The organism is Curtobacterium sp. Csp1 (assembly GCF_013347185.1).
Genome location: NZ_CP054594.1, coordinates 3247432 through 3266758, shown reverse-complemented (window position 1 = coordinate 3266758; position 19327 = coordinate 3247432). Strand labels below are relative to the sequence as shown.

At 69.2% G+C, this 19327-nt stretch carries 17 protein-coding genes; 4 read left to right on the top strand and 13 right to left on the bottom strand.

Annotated elements, in window-relative coordinates:
- Positions 1 to 4: 4 nt before the first annotated feature.
- From cydB to HUN58_RS15660, 7 genes are all read right to left on the bottom strand, one after another.
- Positions 5 to 1009, bottom strand: a complete 1005-nt coding sequence (gene cydB / locus HUN58_RS15690) for a cytochrome d ubiquinol oxidase subunit II (protein ID WP_141861175.1) — start codon at positions 1007 to 1009, stop codon at positions 5 to 7.
- Between the two features lie 19 nt (positions 1010 to 1028).
- Entirely contained in the window at positions 1029 to 2441 is a 1413-nt protein-coding gene (locus HUN58_RS15685; RefSeq protein ID WP_058741682.1) for a cytochrome ubiquinol oxidase subunit I, read from the bottom strand.
- A 277-nt stretch (positions 2442 to 2718) separates the two neighbouring features.
- Positions 2719 to 3639, bottom strand: a complete 921-nt coding sequence (locus tag HUN58_RS15680) for an ABC transporter substrate-binding protein (protein ID WP_141861171.1) — start codon at positions 3637 to 3639, stop codon at positions 2719 to 2721.
- Positions 3636 to 4364, bottom strand: coding sequence for an ABC transporter permease (locus HUN58_RS15675; protein ID WP_180225157.1), 729 nt, complete (start codon positions 4362 to 4364; stop codon positions 3636 to 3638). Before HUN58_RS15675 ends, HUN58_RS15680 begins: the two co-directional genes overlap by 4 nt.
- Positions 4361 to 5077: an ABC transporter permease gene (locus HUN58_RS15670; RefSeq protein ID WP_180225156.1), complete on the bottom strand. Its 717-nt coding sequence runs from the start codon at positions 5075 to 5077 to the stop codon at positions 4361 to 4363. The genes HUN58_RS15675 and HUN58_RS15670 overlap by 4 nt, the downstream gene beginning before the upstream one ends.
- Positions 5074 to 5988 (bottom strand): ABC transporter ATP-binding protein, encoded by a 915-nt coding sequence (locus HUN58_RS15665; protein ID WP_058741685.1) that lies wholly within the window; start codon positions 5986 to 5988, stop codon positions 5074 to 5076. Before HUN58_RS15665 ends, HUN58_RS15670 begins: the two co-directional genes overlap by 4 nt.
- Positions 5989 to 6217: 229 nt before the next feature.
- Positions 6218 to 6865: a TetR/AcrR family transcriptional regulator gene (locus tag HUN58_RS15660; protein ID WP_058741686.1), complete on the bottom strand. Its 648-nt coding sequence runs from the start codon at positions 6863 to 6865 to the stop codon at positions 6218 to 6220.
- Between the two features lie 124 nt (positions 6866 to 6989).
- Between HUN58_RS15660 and HUN58_RS15655 the strand changes: the two genes are divergently transcribed.
- Both HUN58_RS15655 and HUN58_RS15650 read left to right on the top strand, forming a co-directional pair.
- Positions 6990 to 8063 (top strand): App1 family protein, encoded by a 1074-nt coding sequence (locus HUN58_RS15655; protein WP_058741687.1) that lies wholly within the window; start codon positions 6990 to 6992, stop codon positions 8061 to 8063.
- A gap of 107 nt (positions 8064 to 8170) precedes the next feature.
- Positions 8171 to 10057, top strand: coding sequence for a glycoside hydrolase family 15 protein (locus HUN58_RS15650; protein WP_180225155.1), 1887 nt, complete (start codon positions 8171 to 8173; stop codon positions 10055 to 10057).
- 272 nt (positions 10058 to 10329) lie between these two features.
- Here HUN58_RS15650 and HUN58_RS15645 read toward each other — a convergent pair whose 3' ends face one another.
- The 6 genes from HUN58_RS15645 to HUN58_RS15620 all read right to left on the bottom strand — a co-directional run bounded on the left by HUN58_RS15645 (position 10330) and on the right by HUN58_RS15620 (position 17345).
- Positions 10330 to 11703 (bottom strand): glucose-6-phosphate dehydrogenase, encoded by a 1374-nt coding sequence (locus tag HUN58_RS15645; RefSeq protein ID WP_180225154.1) that lies wholly within the window; start codon positions 11701 to 11703, stop codon positions 10330 to 10332.
- A 241-nt stretch (positions 11704 to 11944) separates the two neighbouring features.
- Positions 11945 to 12361 carry a cytochrome c oxidase subunit 4 gene (locus HUN58_RS15640; protein WP_058741690.1) on the bottom strand — a complete coding sequence of 139 codons (417 nt, stop codon included), beginning with the start codon at positions 12359 to 12361 and terminating at the stop codon, positions 11945 to 11947.
- 4 nt (positions 12362 to 12365) lie between these two features.
- Positions 12366 to 14102, bottom strand: a complete 1737-nt coding sequence (ctaD, locus tag HUN58_RS15635) for a cytochrome c oxidase subunit I (protein WP_180225153.1) — start codon at positions 14100 to 14102, stop codon at positions 12366 to 12368.
- An 11-nt stretch (positions 14103 to 14113) separates the two neighbouring features.
- On the bottom strand, positions 14114 to 15016 hold the full coding sequence (coxB, locus tag HUN58_RS15630; protein ID WP_058741692.1) for a cytochrome c oxidase subunit II: 903 nt from the start codon (positions 15014 to 15016) through the stop codon (positions 14114 to 14116).
- A 312-nt stretch (positions 15017 to 15328) separates the two neighbouring features.
- Positions 15329 to 15703, bottom strand: coding sequence for an iron-sulfur cluster assembly accessory protein (locus HUN58_RS15625; RefSeq protein ID WP_058741693.1), 375 nt, complete (start codon positions 15701 to 15703; stop codon positions 15329 to 15331).
- A 163-nt stretch (positions 15704 to 15866) separates the two neighbouring features.
- Positions 15867 to 17345: a dipeptidase gene (locus HUN58_RS15620; RefSeq protein WP_180225152.1), complete on the bottom strand. Its 1479-nt coding sequence runs from the start codon at positions 17343 to 17345 to the stop codon at positions 15867 to 15869.
- Positions 17346 to 17397: 52 nt separating this feature from the next.
- On the opposite strand from HUN58_RS15620, the gene HUN58_RS15615 reads away from it, so the two are divergent.
- Positions 17398 to 17976, top strand: a complete 579-nt coding sequence (locus HUN58_RS15615) for a DUF3043 domain-containing protein (RefSeq protein ID WP_229666892.1) — start codon at positions 17398 to 17400, stop codon at positions 17974 to 17976.
- A gap of 169 nt (positions 17977 to 18145) precedes the next feature.
- Positions 18146 to 19327: an IS30 family transposase gene (locus HUN58_RS15610; RefSeq protein WP_254631520.1), complete on the top strand. Its 1182-nt coding sequence runs from the start codon at positions 18146 to 18148 to the stop codon at positions 19325 to 19327.

Sequence of the window (19327 nt, the reverse complement as noted above, 5' to 3'; positions counted from 1 at the left end):
CCTCCTAGTGCGCGGCCTGCGCGATGTGGGCCCGGGAGACCCGCTTGCGGAACACCCAGTACGTCCAGGCCTGGTAGGCGAGCACGAGCGGCACGAAGATCAGCGCCACCCAGCTCATCACCGTCAACGTGTAGGTCCCGCTCGCGGCGTTGACGACGTTCAGGCTGTTCGCCGGGTCGTTCGACGCGGGCATGACGTCCGGGAAGATCGCGGTGAACATCGCCAGGACGACCGCGGCGATCGTGACGGCCATGAGCGCGAACGCCCGGCCCTCCTTCCCCCACGCCGAGCAGAGCACCGCGAGCACGAGGGCCAGCGCCGCGACGACCGAGAGCACGAGGCTCGCCGGGGTCGCGCGGACGAACGCCATCGCGACGAGGAACGCCGCGGCGACGACGATCGTCAGCACACCCGCCCGCGTCGCGAGGCGCTTCGCCCGCTCGCGGATCTCGCCCTCGGTCTTCAGCGCGACGAACACCACGCCGTGTGTGAAGAACACGAGCAGGGTCGCGAGCCCGGTCAGGAGCGCGAAGGGGTTGAGCAGGTCGAGGAAGGTGCCGGTGTAGTTGTGCCCGGCGTCCATCGGGATGCCCCGGACGACGTTGCCGAACGCGACACCCCACAGGAACGACGGGACCGCGCTGCCGACGACGATCATCAGGTCGAACCGGCGCTTCCACGCCAGGTGCTTCTCCTGGTGCCGGTACTCGAACGAGACCCCGCGGGCGATGAGCGCCGCGAGGATGAGCAGCAGCGCCAGGTAGAACCCGGAGAACATCGTCGCGTACCACTCGGGGAACGCCGCGAACAGGCACGCCCCCGCGACGATGACCCACGTCTCGTTGAGGTCCCAGACCGGGCCGATCGTGTTGATGAGCACGCGACGGTCGGTGTCGTCCCTGCCGAGGAACGGCAGCGACATCCCGACGCCGAAGTCGAACCCGTCGAGCACGAAGTACCCGACGAAGAACAGACCGACGATCGCGAACCAGAGAACGGGGAGGTCCATGCTCAGACAGTTTCCATTTCTAGTAGACCGTCACTTCGTGCTTGACCGCGCCGGTCTCCTCGTCGACCTCCGCCGGGGCGGCGGGGCCCTCCTGCGCGACCTTCTTGATGAGGCGGAACTCGACGACCGCGAGCGCGCCGTAGATGAGTGTGAACACGACGAGCGAGATGAGGACCTCGACCCCGGTCACGTTCGGGGAGACCCCGTCGGCGGTCTTGAGCAACCCGAACACGAGCCACGGCTGGCGGCCCATCTCGGTGAAGACCCAGCCCATGATCATCGCGGCCATCGGCAGCGGCACCGACCAGGTCGCCACGCGCCACACCCACCGCTGCGTCGGGAACCGACCCTTGCGGGTCAGCCAGAGCCCGACCAGGGACACGAGCACCGCGCCGACACCGAGCGCGATCATCCACCGGAACGACCAGTAGGTCACCCAGATGATCGGCTTGTAGTCGCCGGGGCCGTACACCTGCGAGTACTGCGCCTGCAGGTCGTTGATGCCCTCGACCGTGCCGGTGAACGTGTGGGTCGACAGGAACGACAGCAGGTACGGGATGCGGATCGAGAACAGCTCGTGCACGCCGTCCGGCGTCCCCAGCGTGAAGATCGAGAAGGAGGCGTCCTTGCCGGTCGAGGTGTTGTAGAGCGCCTCGGCCGCTGCCATCTTCATCGGCTGCGTGTCGACCATCGTGAGCCCGAGCTGGTCGCCCGACAGCACCGTGAGCGCACCCGACGCGAGCATCGTCCACATGCCGAACTTCAGCGCCGGCAGCATGGTCTCGAGGTGCTGGTTCCGCGCCAGGTGGTACGCCGCCACCGCGACGATGACCGAGGCCGCGACCATGAACGCGCCGAACAGCGTGTGCGGGAAGGCGGCGAGGGCGACCTTGTTCGTCAGGACGGCCCAGATGTCGGTGAGCTCCGCGCGACCCTTGGCCTCGTTGATCGCGAAGCCGACCGGGTGCTGCATGAACGCGTTCGCCGCGAGGATGAAGTACGCGGACAGCATCGTGCCGACGCTGACGCACCAGATGCTCGCCAGGTGCACGGCCTTCGGCAGGCGGTCCCACCCGAAGATCCAGATGCCGATGAACGCGGCCTCGAAGAAGAACGCCAGGATGCCCTCGAGGGCGAGCGGGGCGCCGAAGACGTCACCGACGAACCGAGAGTAGTTCGACCAGTTCATGCCGAACTGGAACTCCTGCACGATGCCCGTGACGACACCCATCGCGAAGTTGATGAGGAAGATCCGCCCGAAGAACCGCGTGAGCTGCAGGTAGTGCGCCCGGCCGGTGCGGACCCAGGCGGACTGGAACACGGCCACGACGAGGGCCATGCCGATCGTCAGCGGGACGAAGAGGAAGTGGTAGATCGTCGTCAGGCCGAACTGCCACCGCGACAGGATCAGGGGGTCGAGGATGTCGTTCATGCGGCGCGTCCATGCCGGGTCGCCGCGCGCTGGTGCTGCACGTCAGTTGCTTCCTGTGGAAGGGGGACTTCTGCTGTCACTGGCCGTTGGGACACCTTCACGCTACCGGCGGGACACCTGCTTCGACAAGTTGTAGAGGGTAGAACTGCACGAACGTGCAGGGCCTGTGATCGGCACAACCGTGCGGAACATCGGTGCTGGACGGACCCCTCCCGGAACGACGACAGGCGCCGGGCTCGATGCCCGACGCCTGTCGTCTCCTGACGCTGTGGAACCCCTACAGGAGGCCCTTCGAGGAGAGGAAGTCCTTCGCGATCTGCGACGCCTTCTCCTTGTCGACGGTGCTCTTCGAGTTGACCTCGATGAGCGCGGCCTCGGTGAGCACCTTGTTCACCTTGTCGATGTCCGCCGCGGCCTTGTCGTCGACCTTCTTCGAGACGACCGGGATGACGTTCTGCGGCAGGATCAGGTTCTCCGGGTCCTTGAGCGAGACGAGGTCGTTCGCCTTGATGCTCGGGTCCGCGGTGTAGATGTCGGCGAGCTGGACGGTGCCGTCCTTGAGCGCCTTGACGGTCAGGGCTCCGCCGGAGTCCTCGATCGCCTTGAAGTCGACGTCCACGCCGTAGACCGACTTCAGGCCGTCGGGGCCGTACGGGCGGGTCTGGAACTCGGAGTTCGCGCCGACGGTGAGCTTCTCGCTGACGTTCTTCAGGTCGGCCAGGCTCGTGACGTCGTTCTTCTCGGAGAACTCCTTGGTCACGGTGTAGCTGTCCTGGTCGGTGGCCTCGGCCGCGTCGAGGACCCGCAGGCCGGACGGGAGCGCCTTGGACAGGCCCTCGTCGATCTGGCTGGCGGTCTTCGCCGTCGACTCCTTGTCGAAGTACTGCAGCAGGTTGCCGCTGTACTCGGGCATGACGTCGATCGCGCCCTTCTCGAGCTGCGGGATGTAGATCTCACGCTGACCGATGTTGAAGTTCCGCTTCACCGTGAAGCCGTCCTTCTCGAGGACCTGCGCGTACATCTCGGCGATGATCTCGTTCGAGTAGTACTGCTGCGAACCGATGACGATGGTCTTCGAGTCGCTCGACGCACTCGAGCCGCTGTCGAGCGGGTTGCTCGACGCGCAGCCGGTCAGGGCGGCGGCGACGCCCAGTGCCAGCGCTGCTGCGACGCCGGCACGGATCTTTGCTGTGATCACGATGGATTTCCTTCCGGGATGGGATTGCGGGAGCGCTCGCGCGACCCCTGGCGCCGCCGGGCCGACGGGTCGACGGTGCCCTTCGGCACCGCCGCCCGCTGGAGAGCGGCGAACACGATCTCGAACGCGATCGCGAGGGCGATCACGAGGATGGAGGCGCCGAGCATCTCGGCGTAGTCCTGGGTCTTGAGCCCGAGGAAGAAGTAGCCGCCCAGACCACCGGCGCCGACGTACGCGGCGAGCGTGGCGGTCGCGACGACCTGCAGGACCGCGGCGCGGAGGCCGCCGATCAGGAGCGGCAGCCCGAGCGGGATCTCGACCTTCCACAGGACCTGCCACCCGGTCATCCCCTGCGCCTTCGCCGCGTCGACCGTCACCGGGTCCACCGACTCGATGCCCGAGTAGGCGCCGGCGAGCACCGACGGGATCGCCAGGATGACGAGGGCCAGGAGCGGCGCTTGCAGGCCGATGCCGAGAAAGAGTCCGAACAGCGAGAGCACGCCGAGCGTGGGCAGTGCCCGGATGCCGCCGGACAGCGCGATGGAGAACCCGCGGGCTCGTCCGGTGTGACCGATCGCGTACCCGATCGGGACGGCGACGACCGCGGCGATGAGCACGGCGAGCAGCGTGATCCAGACGTGCTCCCACACCCGCCCCGGGATGGCGTTGAAGCCCGTGTAGTTCTGCGGGTCGAAGACCCACCCGAACGCCTGCGCGATGATCACGACGCCACCTCCGCCCGCTGCAGCACACGCCGGACCGCACGGCGGCTCCGGGGTGCACGACGGGTCCACGGCATGACCAGCCGGCCGAGCAGCACCAGCAGCCCGTCGAGCGCGAAGGCCAGGACGAGCACCATCACGATGCCCGACAGGATCTCCTCGTAGATACCGCGACCGAGGCCGTCCGTGAAGAGCGACCCGAGGCTCTGGATGCCGAGCACCGCACCGACGGTCGTGAGCGAGATCGTCGACACCGCCACGACCCGCAGCCCCGCGAGCAGGACGGGCCCGGCGAGCGGCAGCTCCACGCGGAAGAAGCGCTGCAGGCCCGAGTACCCCATGGCGGTCGCCGCGGCCTTCGTCCCGGCGTCGACCGAGGTGAGCGCGTCGACGGTCGAGCGCACCATGAGCGCGAGGCCGTAGAGCGTCAGGCTGATGATGAGGTTGACCGGGTCCTGCAGCCCCGTGCCGATGACGGCGGGCAGGGCGACGAAGAGCGCGAGGGACGGGATCGCGTAGAGGAGCCCGGCGACGGTCACGATGCCGGTGCCGACACCTGCGGCGACGCGGGAGCCACCGGGACGCTGCAGCCGGACGACGAGCCAGCCGATCGGGATCGACAGCAGGAACGCGATGAAGATCGGTGGGATCGCGATCGCGAGGTGCGCGAGCGTGGCGTCACTGATCGTGTCGAGGTTCGACAGGACCCACTTCACCGGGGTCCCCCACCCTGCGCCGGAGCACCCGGGGCGGTGTCACGCGCCCCGGCCTCCGCACCCTGCGGCACGGCGGCTGCCGCGTCCACCACCGTCACCGGACCGGTGAGCACGCCGGCCGCGCGGCCGTCGCCGTCCACCACGATCGGCCCGGTCGGGGTCTGCTCCACCCGCAGCGCCCGCCGACCACGGCCGACGCCGATGAAGTTCGCCACGAACTCGTCCGCCGGCTCGGCGAGGATCTCGGCCGGGGTCCCGAGCTGGGCGATCTCGCCGCCCTTCTTGAGGATGACGACCTGGTCGCCGAGTTTGAAGGCCTCGTCGATGTCGTGCGTGACGAAGACCACCGTCTTGCCGAGCTCGCGCTGCAGCCGGATGAGCTCGTCCTGCAGGTCGTTGCGGACGAGCGGGTCGACGGCGCCGAACGGCTCGTCCATGAGCAGGACGTTCGGGTCCACCGCGAGGCCACGGGCCACACCGACGCGCTGCTGCTGGCCGCCGGAGAGCTGCGACGGGTACCGGTCCGCGAAGGCCCGGTCGAGCCCGACGGTGTCCATGAGCTCGAGCGCGCGCGCCCGGGCCTCGCCCTTCGAGACACCGGTCAGGAGCGGGACGGTCGCGATGTTGTCGACGACCTTCCGGTGCGGCAGGAGCCCGGCGTTCTGCATCACGTACCCGATGCGCCGCCGGAGCTGCACGGGGTCGACACCTGCGACGTCCTCGTCGTCGATCGACACGGTGCCCGAGCTCGGGTCGACCATGCGGTTGATCATGCGGAGGAGGGTGGTCTTGCCGCAGCCGCTGGACCCGACGAAGACCGTCGTGGTGCGGGAGGGGATGACGAGGCTGAAGTCGTCGACCGCCGTCGTACCGTCCGGGTACGTCTTGCGCACCGAGCGGAACTCGATCATGTGGGTGCCCTTCTGTCCGGAGGTAGCCCGACTCCGACCGAGCGTACACACGCGGTCATCGTCCGGTCCGCGTGGTGACGGCCCATGACGGCTCGCGGACAACGCTCCCCCCGACTGCGCGGTCCCGATCGCGACGACGCCCGCGACTCCTCTTCGGAGCGCGGGCGTCGGCAGGTGGGTCGGCCGGTCGGCCGGGCGGGTCGCGCCCGGCGGCGGGGCCGGGATCCGATCAGGAGGCGGCGGCCACCGCTTCGAGGTGCGCCCGGCTCATCGTGCGGTACTCCTCGATCAGCGCGGTGTCGGGCTCCGCCCGGTCACGCACGGCGCGCGCGATGACGGCGTGCGCGGACTCCGCGAGGACGACCCACGTGCGCTCGACGCGCTCCCCCGTCGGGAAGTCGAACCGGTCGTGCAGGACCTGCGCGACGGCCGCCCCCAGCGCGGCCATCCGGTCCTCGGCGTCCCCGGTCCCGGTGTCCGCGGGGTCCCCGAAGCGGATCGCCCGGAAGCCCGGCTCGGTGCGGTACATCTCGACGGTCGCGTCGATGAGTGCGTCGCAGGCGTCCTGCCAGGTCGTCGCGTCGCTCTCGTCGAGCGCCGTGAGGAACCGCTCGGCGAGCCGCTGCGTGCTCCGGATCGCGAGGGCCTCGACCACGGCGATGCGGTCCGGGAAGTACCGGTAGACCGTGCCGATGGACGCACCGGCGCGCTCCGCGACCATGGCGGTCGTCAGGCGCTCGAAGCCGATCTCGTCGATGACGGCCGCAGCAGCGTCGAGGAGTCCCGCGAGGCGCGCCGAACTGCGGGCTTGGACCGGCTCGTTCCTGAGCAGTGATGATCCCCCCGGCAGTGCGTTCGATACCTCGGTGACGAGCACGTGTTCTCCTCTTGCGCCCGGACGGACGCGGTCATGTGGGATGTGACGGGGCAACTCTCGCAGAGACCGGCTGGAACATCGCTGCGACTCACCACAGCCTCCGACAGCGTGGGATAGTGGACGAATGCCCGACTGGACGCCCCACGAGCCGTCGTTGGCCGAGCCGATCCTGCACCGAGCCGCCCGCATCGAGGACGCCGTGCAGGAGTTCCGGGAGCACCGTGCCCGTCGTCGTGGGCTCGTGCCGACCGTGATCCCGTACACCGGGTACGGCGCTCCGGGCTGGATCCGCGTGCTCTGCCGCGTCCTGCTCACCCGGCGCGGGCTCGCCTCGGACGCCTCGTACTACGGCGTGCGCGGGTGGAAGAGCTTCACGAGCGTCGCCGTCGACGACGCCGAGGTCACGGTGACCGCGGGTGGCACGACCCACGTGGTGCAGTCCGACCGCGGCGGCGTCGTCGACGTGAAGGTCCCGATCGACCTCGAACCGGGGTGGCAGACCGTGCGGCTTTCGGCCGGTGGGATGCGCGACGTCGAGGCGGACGTGTTCATCGTCGACCCGGCGACGCGCTTCGGGCTCCTCTCCGACATCGACGACACCGTGATGGTGACCTCGCTCCCCCGCCCGATGCTCGCCGCGTGGAACTCCTTCGTGCTCACCGAGCACGCCCGCCGCCCGGTGCCGGGGATGTCCGTGCTCTACGAGCGCATCCTCGCGCAGCACCCCGGTGCCCCCACCGTCTACCTGTCGACCGGGGCGTGGAACGTCGCGCCGACCCTGCAGCGCTTCCTGACCCGCAACATGTACCCGAACGGCACGATGCTGCTCACCGACTGGGGTCCCACCCACGACCGCTTCTTCCGCAGCGGTCAGCAGCACAAGCGCGACAACCTCCGCCGCCTGGCCCGGGACTTCCCCGACGTGCAGTGGCTGCTGGTCGGTGACGACGGGCAGCACGACGAGACGCTCTACGGCGACTTCGCCCGCGAGCACCCGGACAACGTCGCCGGCGTGGCGATCCGGCAGCTCTCCACGAGCGAGGCCGTGCTCGCCGGTGGCCGCTCCCGTGCGCAGGAGCGCTCCCGCGACTCGGCGGCCCCGTGGGTCTACGCGCCGGACGGCGCCGGGCTCTGGACCGAGCTCGCCCGGGTGGGCGTCGCCGACGCGGACCCGCAGGCTCCCCTGCCCGGCGCCTGAGCCCGGCGCCCGGGCCCGGCGCCCGGGCCCGGCGCCCGGGCCCGGCGCCTGAGCGCTCCTTCAGCGCTCCTCCCGTCGCGGACTGGTGGCGGTGGTTCGATGAGGGCATGAGCACCGCGACGCCGCGCAATCGCATCGAGGACCACGCCCTGATCGGCGACACCTACACCGCAGCCCTCGTCGGCCGCGACGGGACGATCGACTGGGCGTGCCTGCCCCGCTTCGACAGTCCGTCCACGTTCGCGTCGCTCCTGGGGACCGAGGACCACGGGCACTGGACGCTGCGACCGAGCGATCCGCACGCGACCGCGGTCCGACACCACCACCGCGACACGCTCGTGCTCTCGACCGTGTGGACCACGGCGACGGGTGTCGTCGAGGTCACCGAGTTCATGCCCGTCGGGTCCCACCGGGCCGCGATCGTCCGCCGGGTCCGCGGTCTGCAGGGATCGGTCGAGGTCGAACAGACCCTCCGGATCCGCTTCGACTACGCGCGTGCGCTGCCCTGGGTCCGGCAGATCGGCGGCGACGAGGACCCCGCCCTCCTGGCGACCGCCGGCCCGGGGTCGGTCGTCGTCCGCGGCGTCCGGTTCCGTGCGGACGACCACCGGCACACGAACACGACCACCGTGCGTGACGGCGACGTCCTCGACACCGTCCTGACCTGGTACCCGTCCCACCGCGAGCCACCGGCGCCGCTCGACGTGGACGCGGCCCTGCACCGGACCGAGCACTGGTGGCGGGACTGGATGGCGACCGCGCACACCGAGGGGAAGTACGCCGAAGCGAGCCGACGCTCCCTGCTGCTCCTGCGCGCGATGACCCACGGCGAGACCGGCGGCGTCGTGGCGGCCGCGACCACGAGCCTCCCGGAGGACCCCGGCGGAGAACGCAACTGGGACTACCGCTACGTGTGGTTGCGCGACGCGTCGCTCGCTCTGGCGTCCCTGATCGCCCACGGGTACCGCGACGAGGCCGCGCACTGGCGCGGCTGGCTGCTCCGCGCGATCGCCGGGGACCCCGCCGACGTCCAGATCATGTACGGCATCGCCGGGGAGCGCGAGCTGCCGGAGCGCACGCTCGAGGAGCTCCCCGGGTACCTCGACTCGACCCCGGTCCGGCTCGGCAACGGCGCCTCGACCCAGTACCAGGGCGACGTCTTCGGCGAGGTCCTCGCCGCGCTCCACGACGCCCGCGAGCTCGGCGTCGAGGAGAACGCGGACTCCTGGGCGCTGCAGCGTGCCCTGCTCGGCTACGTCGAGGAGCACTGGCAGGAGCCCGACAACGGGATCTGGGAGATGCGCGGTCCGCGACGGCACTTCACGCACTCGCGGGCGATGATCTGGGCCGCGTTCGACCGGGGCGTCGCGGCCGTCGAGGAGTTCGGGCTCGAGGGTCCCGTCGACCGCTGGCGGACGCTCCGCGACCAGGTCCGCGCCGAGATCGAGGAGCACGGCTGGAACGCCGACCGCGGCGCCTTCCGCCAGCACTACGACACCGACGAGGTCGACGCGAGCCTGCTCGTCCTGCCCCAGATCGGGTTCTGCCGCGCCGACGACCCCCGGATGACGGGCACGGTCGCCGCGATCGAGCAGGACCTGCGCGTCGGTGACCACGGCCTCGTCCTGCGCTACCGGACGAGCGCCGGCTTCGACGGGCTCTCCGGCAGCGAGCACCCGTTCCTGGCGTGCTCGTTCTGGCTCGTCGAGCAGTACGCGGCCTCCGGTCGGGTCGACGACGCCGAGCGCCTGATGGACGTGCTCGTCGGGTACGCCAACGACGTCGGCATGCTCTCCGAGGAGATCGACGTCGCCACCGGGCACCACATCGGCAACACCCCGCAGGTGCTGTCCCACCTGACGCTCGTGTCCGCGGCGGACGCGATCGCGCGGGCCCGCGGCGAGGCGTCCGGGCACCGCACGCGGCTCGCCGTGCACGACGGCGGCACGCGTTCGTGGACGGGCGGCGGCCGCCGGGCCGGCTCGCCCTCCTGAGCCGGCGGATCCGCGCGTGTGATGCCGTTCCGCGCAAGGGGTGCCGATCCGCGCATGGTGTGCCGATCCGCGCACAGGATGCCGATCCGCGCGTGGGATGCCGTTCCTTCCGGCCTTCGATGCGCGAATCGGTCTCCCATGTCGGTCGCGATGGGCAGGAACGTCGCGGTCGTGCCGTGGGCGCGACCACATGACGGACGGGAGGCGCGGTGCCAGCTGGCACCGCGCCTCCCGTCCGTCAGGGGGTGACGTCCGTCAGGACGCTCGGTCCGTCAGGACGACGAGACCCACTCCGCCGGGCCGCGCGAGCCCGCGCGGTACTCCTCGAGCGGGACCGAACCGGACTTCCAGGCCTCGACGACCGGCTCCACGATCTCCCAGCAGCGCTCCGCGACGTCGCCGCGGATGGAGAGCAGCGGGTCGTCGTGGAAGATGCCGTTGAGGACCTCGCCGTAGGGGGTCAGCTCACCGTCGTCGAACGTCGACGAGAGCGTGACCTGCCCCATCTCGAACGGGTTGCCGCCGCCGTTCGCCGACACCGACAGCTCGATCTCGTCCGGGTTGAGGACGATGCGCAGCGTGTCCGCCTTCGGGCGACCGGACAGGCCGGAGGGCAGGCGCGTCACGGGCTTGAAGGTGATGAGGACCTCCTTGCGGCTGGCGCCGAGCGCCTTGCCGGAGCGGAGGGTGAACGGGACGCCCTTCCAGCGCGCCGTGTCGACCTCGACCTCGATCTCAGCCAGGGTCTCGGTGCCGCGCGACTTGTCGACGCCGTCCTCGTCCTGGTACGACGGCAGTTCCTTGCCGTCGATGGTGCCGGCCGTGTAGACGGCGCGGCGGGAGGCGATCGTCGCGTCGCCACCCTTGAGCTCGGTCGACCGGAGGACACGGGCCAGGGACGAGCGGAACTCGACCGCGTCGATGTCCGCCGGGGCGTCCATCGTCACGATGCCGAGGATCTGGAGCAGGTGCGACTGGATCATGTCGACCATCGCGCCGGCCTCGTCGTAGTACTGCGCGCGGTTCTCGAGACCGAGGGTCTCGTCGTAGAAGATGTCGACCTTCTCGATGTTGTCCGCGTTCCAGATCGGCTCGAACAGGCGGTTCGCGAAGCGCAGACCCATGATGTTCAGGACCGTGGTGCGACCGAGGAAGTGGTCGGTGCGGTGCACGCGCTCCTCGGGGACGAGCTTGAGTACCGTCTCGTTCAGGGCCTTCGCGCTGGCGACGTCGGTGCCGAACGGCTTCTCGAACGCCAGGGTCGTGCCCGCGGGGAGCTCGACCTCCTGCAGCGCCTCGCAGATGTCCGACGCGATCTGCGGCGGCAGCGCGAAGTACAGGATGGGCTCGGCGTCGGCCGCGGCCAGGAGTGCCTCGAGGTGCTTCGGGTCGGTCGGGTCGCCCTGGATGAACTGCGTCGACGCGAGGGTGGCGTCGACCTCCTCGCCCTTGACGTCCTGCGATGCGAAGGACTTCGTGACGACGTCCTTCCACTGGTCCTCGCTGCGGGCGCTGCGACCGGTACCGATGAGCTGGACGGGAACCGCTCGACCGCTCTGCAGGAACGTGCCGAGGCCCGGCAGCAGCAGGCGGGAGGCGAGGTCGCCCGTCGCGCCGAAGATGATGAGGGTGCGCTTGTCGGTCACCGGAGGTGAGTCCTTTCGCTGTGGTGGAGAGGGGTCCGCTCGAGGCCAAGCCGAGAGCGGGCCGGTTGATTCCCGTTCGGTACCGGTTCTGCGCGGATCGATGCGGGAGGTCGTGGGGGCACGTACGAGTCTGCTCGGACCAGCTTGCTCGCGTACGGCTGGCCCCGGACGCACTTCGGGCGGCACCGGTGGTGGTGCCGCCCGAAGGTGTCAGGTGCGGTGGGCCGCAGCCCGCCGGGACTCAGTGCCCGAAGTTGCCGCGGTAGTACTCGTAGACCCAGCCGACGAGCGTCACGGTGACGAGCGCGAGCCCGATCGGGACGATCCACAGGCCGGCGGCGAGACCGAGGAAGCAGACGGCGGTGGAGCCGGCCAGGAGGATCGGCCACCACGACCACGGGCTGAAGTGCCCGAGCTCGGCGTCGCCGTCCTCGATGTTGGCGTCGGCACGGTCCTCCGGGAGGACCCCGCCCTGCGACGACATCACCTTTCCGAGGTAGAACGCGATGAACGCGCTCATGATGCCGGTGAGGCCGATCGCGACCGTGCCCACCCACTCCGGGCGCCCGTAGTAGAGCATCGCCCAGATGGTGTACGCGGCGTCCGCGAGGATGAAGAACCCGAAGAGGATCCAGAACAGGTTGACGTTGGCGCGCATCGCCTTACTTCACCTCGCCCTTCGCGGCGTCGTAGGTCGGAGCGTCCGGTGCGTCCTTCGCAGGACCCACACCGATCGGCACACCCGCTTCGGGGTGGTTCAGGTCGAAGGCCGGGGACTCGGAACGGATCCGCGGGATCGACGTGAAGTTGTGCCGGGGCGGCGGGCAGCTGGTCGCCCACTCGAGCGAGCGGCCGTAGCCCCACGGGTCGTTCACGGCGACCTTCGGCGCGTTCCGGGCCGTGACGTAGACGTTGAAGATGAACGGCAGGAACGAGATCGCGAGGATCATCGAGCCGATCGTCGACAGCTGGTTCATCCAGGTGAACCCGTCGTTCGGCAGGTAGGTCGCGTAGCGACGCGGCATGCCGATGACGCCCAGCCAGTGCTGGATGAGGAACGTCGTGTGGAAGCCGATGAACAGGAGCCAGAAGTGGATCTTGCCGAGGCGCTCGTTGAGCATCTTGCCGGTCCACTTCGGCCACCAGAAGTAGAAGCCGGAGAACATCGCGAACACGACGGTGCCGAAGACCACGTAGTGGAAGTGCGCGACGACGAAGTACGAGTCGGACACGTGGAAGTCGAGCGGCGGCGACGCCAGGATCACACCGGTGAGACCACCGAACGTGAAGGTGATGAGGAAGCCGACGGCCCACAGGAGCGGCGTCTCGAACGTGACCGAACCGCGCCACATCGTGCCGACCCAGTTGAAGATCTTCACGCCGGTCGGGACCGCGATGAGCATCGTCATGAGCGAGAACCACGGGAGCAGGACGCCACCGGTGACGTACATGTGGTGCGCCCACACCGTGACCGAGAGGGCCGCGATGGAGATGGTCGCGTAGACGAGGGTCTTGTACCCGAAGATCGGCTTGCGGCTGAAGACCGGGAAGACCTCGGACACGATGCCGAAGAACGGCAGCGCGATGATGTACACCTCGGGGTGCCCGAAGAACCAGAACAGGTGCTGCCACAGCAGTGCCCCGCCGTTGGCCGGGTTGTAGATCTGGGCGTCGAACACACGGTCGAGACCGAGGCCGAACAGCGCGGCGGCGAGGACCGGGAAGGCCATCAGCACGAGCAGCGAGGTCACGAGGGTGCTCCACGTGAAGATCGACATGCGGAACATCGTCATGCCGGGGGCGCGCATCGTGATGATCGTCGTGATGAAGTTCACCGCGCCGAGGATCGTCGAGAAGCCCGTCATGCCGAGGCCGAAGACCCAGAGCGTGCCCCCGAGACCCGGTGTGAACGTCGTGTCACTCAGTGGCGCGTAGGCGAACCACCCGAAGGACGCGGCGCCCTGCGGGGTGAGGAAGCCACCGACCGCGATGAGCGAGCCGAACAGGTACAGCCAGAAGGCGAACCCGTTCAGACGCGGGAAGGCGACGTCCGGCGCACCGATCTGCAGCGGCATGATCGCGTTCGCGAAGCCCGAGAAGAGCGGCGTCGCGAACATCAGCAGCATGATCGTGCCGTGCATCGTGAAGAGCTGGTTGTACTGCTCCTTCGTCGCGACCACGTGCAGGCCGGGCTCGAAGAGCTGGGCACGGATGACCAGCGCCATCACACCCGCGAGCAGGAAGAAGACGAACGAGGCGATCAGGTACATGTACCCGATGGTCTTGTGGTCGGTGGAGGTGATCCACCGGACGATGATGTTGCCCTTCCGCCCGACCTTCGACGCCTGGAAGTCCGGCGTCGAGGGCCTGGTCGGCTGGCCGACGAGTGACGTTGTCATCAGACGAGCCCCTACTTGTTCTCGCTCGACGCCTCGACCGGCGCCTTGTTGTTCGGTTCGTTCGTGTTGGTGTCGTACTCGTTGCCGAGCAGACCGACCTTGCCCTGCTCGCGCAGCGTGTCGAGGTACTTCTCGTAGTCCGAGTCGGACACGACCTTGACCTGGAAGAGCATCAGCGAGTGGTACTCACCGCAGAGCTCCGCGCACTTGCCCTGGTACGTGCCGATCTTCTGCGGGATGAAGTACTCGTAGTTCGTCTTGCCCGGGAGCATGTCCTTCTTGTAGAGGAAGTCGATGATCCAGAACGAGTGGTCGACGTCGCGCGAGCTGAGCTCGATCTTGACCTTCTTGTCGACCGGCAGGTACAGCGTCGGCAGCTGGGACTCGTCGATCGAGCCGTTCCCGTTCTCTTCTTCCTGGGCCTGGATGCCCTGGTAGTAGACGCTGTCCTCGGGGTTGTCCTTGTCGATGTAGTTGAAGTCCCACGCCCAGCGCTTGCCGTAGACGTGGATCGTCGCGTCGGGGTCCGTGAAGGGCTTCTCGATCGCGGACTGGTCCTTGGCGGTGAAGGCGAAGAAGCCGAGCACCAGGATGAGCGGCACGATCGTGTAGAAGATCTCGAGCGGCATGTTGTACCGCATCTGCACCGGGAGGCCGGTCTGGCCCTTGCGGCGGCGGTAGACGATCGCGGCCCAGATGATGAGGCCCCACACGATGAGACCCACCGCGAGCAGGACGACCCAGCTGGTGGTCCACAGGCCGACGACGCGGCTCGTGTGGTTCGTGACGTCCTTCGTCTCCTCCGTGCCGGGGAGCCACCCGTTCAGCTGCTGCTGCGAGCAGCCAGCCAGTGCGATGACCAGACCGACGGCCACCGGGACGGCCGCCCAACGTATACGGCGATTCGAACGCACTGTTACCTCTCGGAAGACGTGGCAGGAAACCGAGCGCGCCAAGGCGGCTCATTGCTGGTTCCCAGCTTGGTTGGAACACTCCTAGCTTACTCGCAGCTCGCCGACACTCGTGCACACGCGGCCCGTTCGGCGGCCGATCCGGGTGCCGGACTCGCACGCCGGACACCGATGACCGCACGGCTTTCCCCCGGTCGCGCGCGGCCGGAGCCCCCACGGACGACGAGCGGGGAGCGACCAGATCGGTCACTCCCCGCTCGCGTGTCGATCACGGGTGGTGGACACCCGGGCTCGGTGACGCCAATCCTGACAGCGTCAGTGGAAGCTGTCGCCGCACGCGCAGCTGCCCTGCGCGTTGGGGTTGTCGATGGTGAAGCCCTGCTTCTGGATGGTGTCCTCGAAGTCGATGGTCGCGCCGTCGAGGTACGGGACGCTCATCTTGTCGACGACGACCTCGACCCCGCTGCCGAACTCGGCGGTGGCGTCGCCGTCGAGCAGCCGCTCGTCGAAGTACAGCTGGTAGATCAGGCCCGAGCACCCGCCGGGCTGGACGGCCAGGCGCAGGCGGAGGTCGTCGCGGCCCTCCTGCTCGAGCAGGCTCGCCACCTTCGCCGCGGCCGTGTCGCTGAGCGCGACGCCGTGCGAGCGTGCGTCCGTCGCCGGTGCGTTGTCGATGATGGTGTCGCTCATCGCGCTTCTCCCTCCGGGCGGTGACGATCACCGCGCCTGTTCACGATTGTAAGCACGCCGGCCGACAGGGCGAGCATCTCTCCACAGTCCGGCTCGTCAGCCGGCGACGGACGGACGGGAGGCACGTGGCGGGCCCGCCACGTGCCTCCCGTCCGGTGCGGCGTCAGCCGCGCGACGCCAGTCGTGCCAGCAGGATCGTCTCGGACGCGATCGCGCGGTGCAGGACGCCCAGGTGCTGCGACTCGTTCGGGCTGTGCGCGCGGGTGTCCGGGTCCTCGACGCCGGTCACCAGGATCTGCGCGTCCGGGAACTCCGCGGCCAGGTCGGACACGAACGGGATCGAGCCGCCGATGCCCTGCTCGACGGCGGGGTTGCCCCAGCCCTCGTGCATGGCCGTGCGGGCCTCCTGGACGGCCCAGCCGGCGGTGTCGACGAGGAAGCCGTCGCCCGTGTCGACCTCGGTGATCTCGAGCCGCGCACCGAACGGCACGTGCGCGCGGAGGTGACGCTCGACGGCGGCGAACGCGTCGGTGGCGGCCTGCCCGGGGGCGACGCGGACCGAGACCCGCGCGGCGACCGTCGGCAGCAGCGTGTTCGAGGCGTTCGCGACGCTCGGGACGTCCAGGCCGGTGACCGTGATCGACGGCTGGAACCACGTACGGGACAGCACCGGGCCGGTGCCGACCGGCTGCACGCCCTCGAGGAGCGCGGCGTCGGAGGCGAGCTCGGCGTCGGAGCGCTCGGGGACGTCGGCCTCGTACGCCGTGAGCCCCTCGACCGCGACCGAGCCGGCGTCGTCGTGCAGCGAGGCGAGCAGGCGGGCCATCGGGATCATCGCGTCCGGGGCCGCTCCCCCGAACATGCCGCTGTGGCTGGCGTGCTCGAGCGTCGTCAGGGTGAGCTTGAACGTGACGTTGCCGCGCAGCGAGACCGTGATGGAGGGGACCTCGGCCGACCAGTTGTCGCTGTCCGCCACGACGATGACGTCGGCGGCGAGGTGCTCCTTCTGCTCGCGCAGGAACGTGCGGAACGACCGGGAGCCGAACTCCTCCTCGCCCTCGACGAACAGCACGACGCCGAGGTCGAGGTCGTCGCCGAACTGCGCGTGCAGGGCCCGGAGCGAGGCGATGTGGGTCATCACGCCGGCCTTGTCGTCCGAGGCGCCGCGGCCGTAGAGGCGGTCGCCGCGGAGGGTCGGCTCGAAGGGCGGGGTCTCCCAGAGTGCGTCGTCGCCCTGGGGCTGCACGTCGTGGTGCGCGTAGAGCATCACGGTGGGCTTGCCGTTCCGGGCCGGGCGGACCGCCAGGACCGCGGGCTGGCCGAGCTCGACGTCGGGGGCGCCGGCCTGGGACGCGGTGTCGGCGGACGGGGCGTCCGTGCTCGGGGTGTCGCCCTCGACGGCCGAGCGGACGATGCGGACCGCGTCGTCGGCGAAGACCCCGGTGGAGCGCGCCAGGTCCGCGACGGCCTCGGCGCTCGCCTGCACGTTCGCCGGGTCGAAGGCCGACCAGGACACCGACGGCAGCCGGACCAGGGCGGAGAGGTCCGCGATCGTGGTCGGCAGCGCCCCCTGGACGTGTTCGCGCAGGGCGTCGAGGAGCGCGGGGTCGGTCGCGGTGCTGTGCTGGTCGGTGTCGGTCATGTCCCGTAATCTAGAGGACGATCCAGCACGCAACCGCAGTCAGGAACGCACCGTGGCGAAGGCAGCCCCCAAGACCAACACGACCGTCAACCCCTCCGAGGAAGAACTCCTCGTCGAGCAGGGCAAGGGTCGCCCGACGCCGTCGCGTCGCGAGCGTGAGGCAGCCAACCGCCGTCCCCTCGTCGGCAACAGCCCGCAGGACAAGAAGGCCGCGCGCGCCCGGCTGAACACCGAGCGCGAGAAGGCCCGCGTCGGCATGGCCAACGGCGAGGAACGGTACCTGCCCGCCAAGGACAAGGGCGAGCAGCGCCGGTTCGTGCGCGACTGGATCGATGCGCGCTGGAACGTGGGCGAGGTCATGATGCCCGTGCTCGTGCTCTTCCTGATCCTCGGCTTCGCCGCTGCGCAGACCGTGATCGCGTCGTACGCGCTCCTGATGGTCTGGGCGTTCGTGGCGCTGTTCGTGCTCGACTGCATCGTGCTCTGGCTGTCCCTGCGCAAGAAGCTCACCGCGAAGTTCGGCGAGATGCAGCGCGGGACCTTCCTCTACATCCTGACCCGGGCGTGGCAGCTGCGCTTCCTGCGCCTGCCGAAGCCGCAGGTGCGCCGCGGGCAGTACCCCGCGCTGTAGTACGAGCCGCTCCCTCGAAGCGCCGTCCGGTCCACCGGACGGCGCTTCGTCGTTCCCGGGGCGAGGTTGTTTCGGCGTCCGGTGCGTCGATGGAGCAGAAGACGTCGGGGTCCCGGTCTTGGCGTCAGGGGGTGGTTGCAACACCTTGAGTTCGAGGTGGTGGCGTGGGGTGTTTCTTCGCGAGCAGCAGCAGGTGTTCTGGTCGGCGATCCGGTCGGGTGCGTCGACGGTGATCGCTGCAGAGTTGATCGGGGCCGGTCAGTCGCAGGGGCGGACGTGGATGCGGCAGCGTGGGGGCATGGTGCCGGCGTATTTGCTGCGGGATGTTTCCTCACGGTTCTTGTCGCCGTGGGAACGGATGATGATCACTGCCGCATTGCGGCAGGGAACGTCGATTCGTGCAATCGCGAAGATGCTGGGGCGGGCTCCGTCGACGATCTCGCGTGAGATCCAGCGGGGCCGTTCCGGTGGCCGTCCCTACGACGCTCGTATCGCGCAACACCGCACCGAGGTGCGGCGTGCTCGTCCCGAGCCCTCGAAGCTGGTCCTGGACCCGATCCTGCGCGGCTGGGTCCAAGACGGGCTGGACCGGAAGTGGTCCCCGATGCAGATCAGCCGGAAACTGGTGCGAGAGTTCCCGGCGGATGAACGGATGCGAGTGAGCCACGAAGCGATCTACCGGTCGATCTACGTTCAGGCTCGCGGCACCCTGAAACGAGACGTGCAAGCTCGGCTGCGGACCGGCAGGACACTGCGAAAACCCCGGCAGCGAGTCGGGAGCGATGCTCGGTCGGTGAACCGGATCCGGGAGATGATCACGATCTCCGAACGGCCCGCGGAGATCGAAGACCGCGCTGTCCCGGGGCATTGGGAAGGGGATCTGATCATCGGGAAGGACAACGGTTCCCAGATCGGCACCCTCGTGGAACGCTCGACCCGGTTCACGATGCTGCTGCACCTTCCAACGGACCGCCGCCCAGAGACCGTCGCGCAAGCGATGATCGCGAAGATCCGCACCCTCCCGAAACAGCTCATCCGTTCGATCACGTGGGACCAGGGCATCGAGATGGCAGCGCACCACAGCATCACCGTCGCGACCGATGTCGACATCTACTTCGCTGACCCGCACTCACCCTGGCAACGCGGTAGCAACGAGAACACCAACGGACTGCTCCGGCAGTACTTCCCCAAGGGCACCGACCTCGCCGTCCACACCGAAGCCGACCTCGACACAGTCGCCGCGGAGCTCAACGGCCGGCCCCGCCAGACCCTCGACTGGGACAGCCCAGCCGAGGCCCTGACCCGACTACTCTCAGAACCCCAACAAGGCGGTGTTGCAACCACCCCCTGA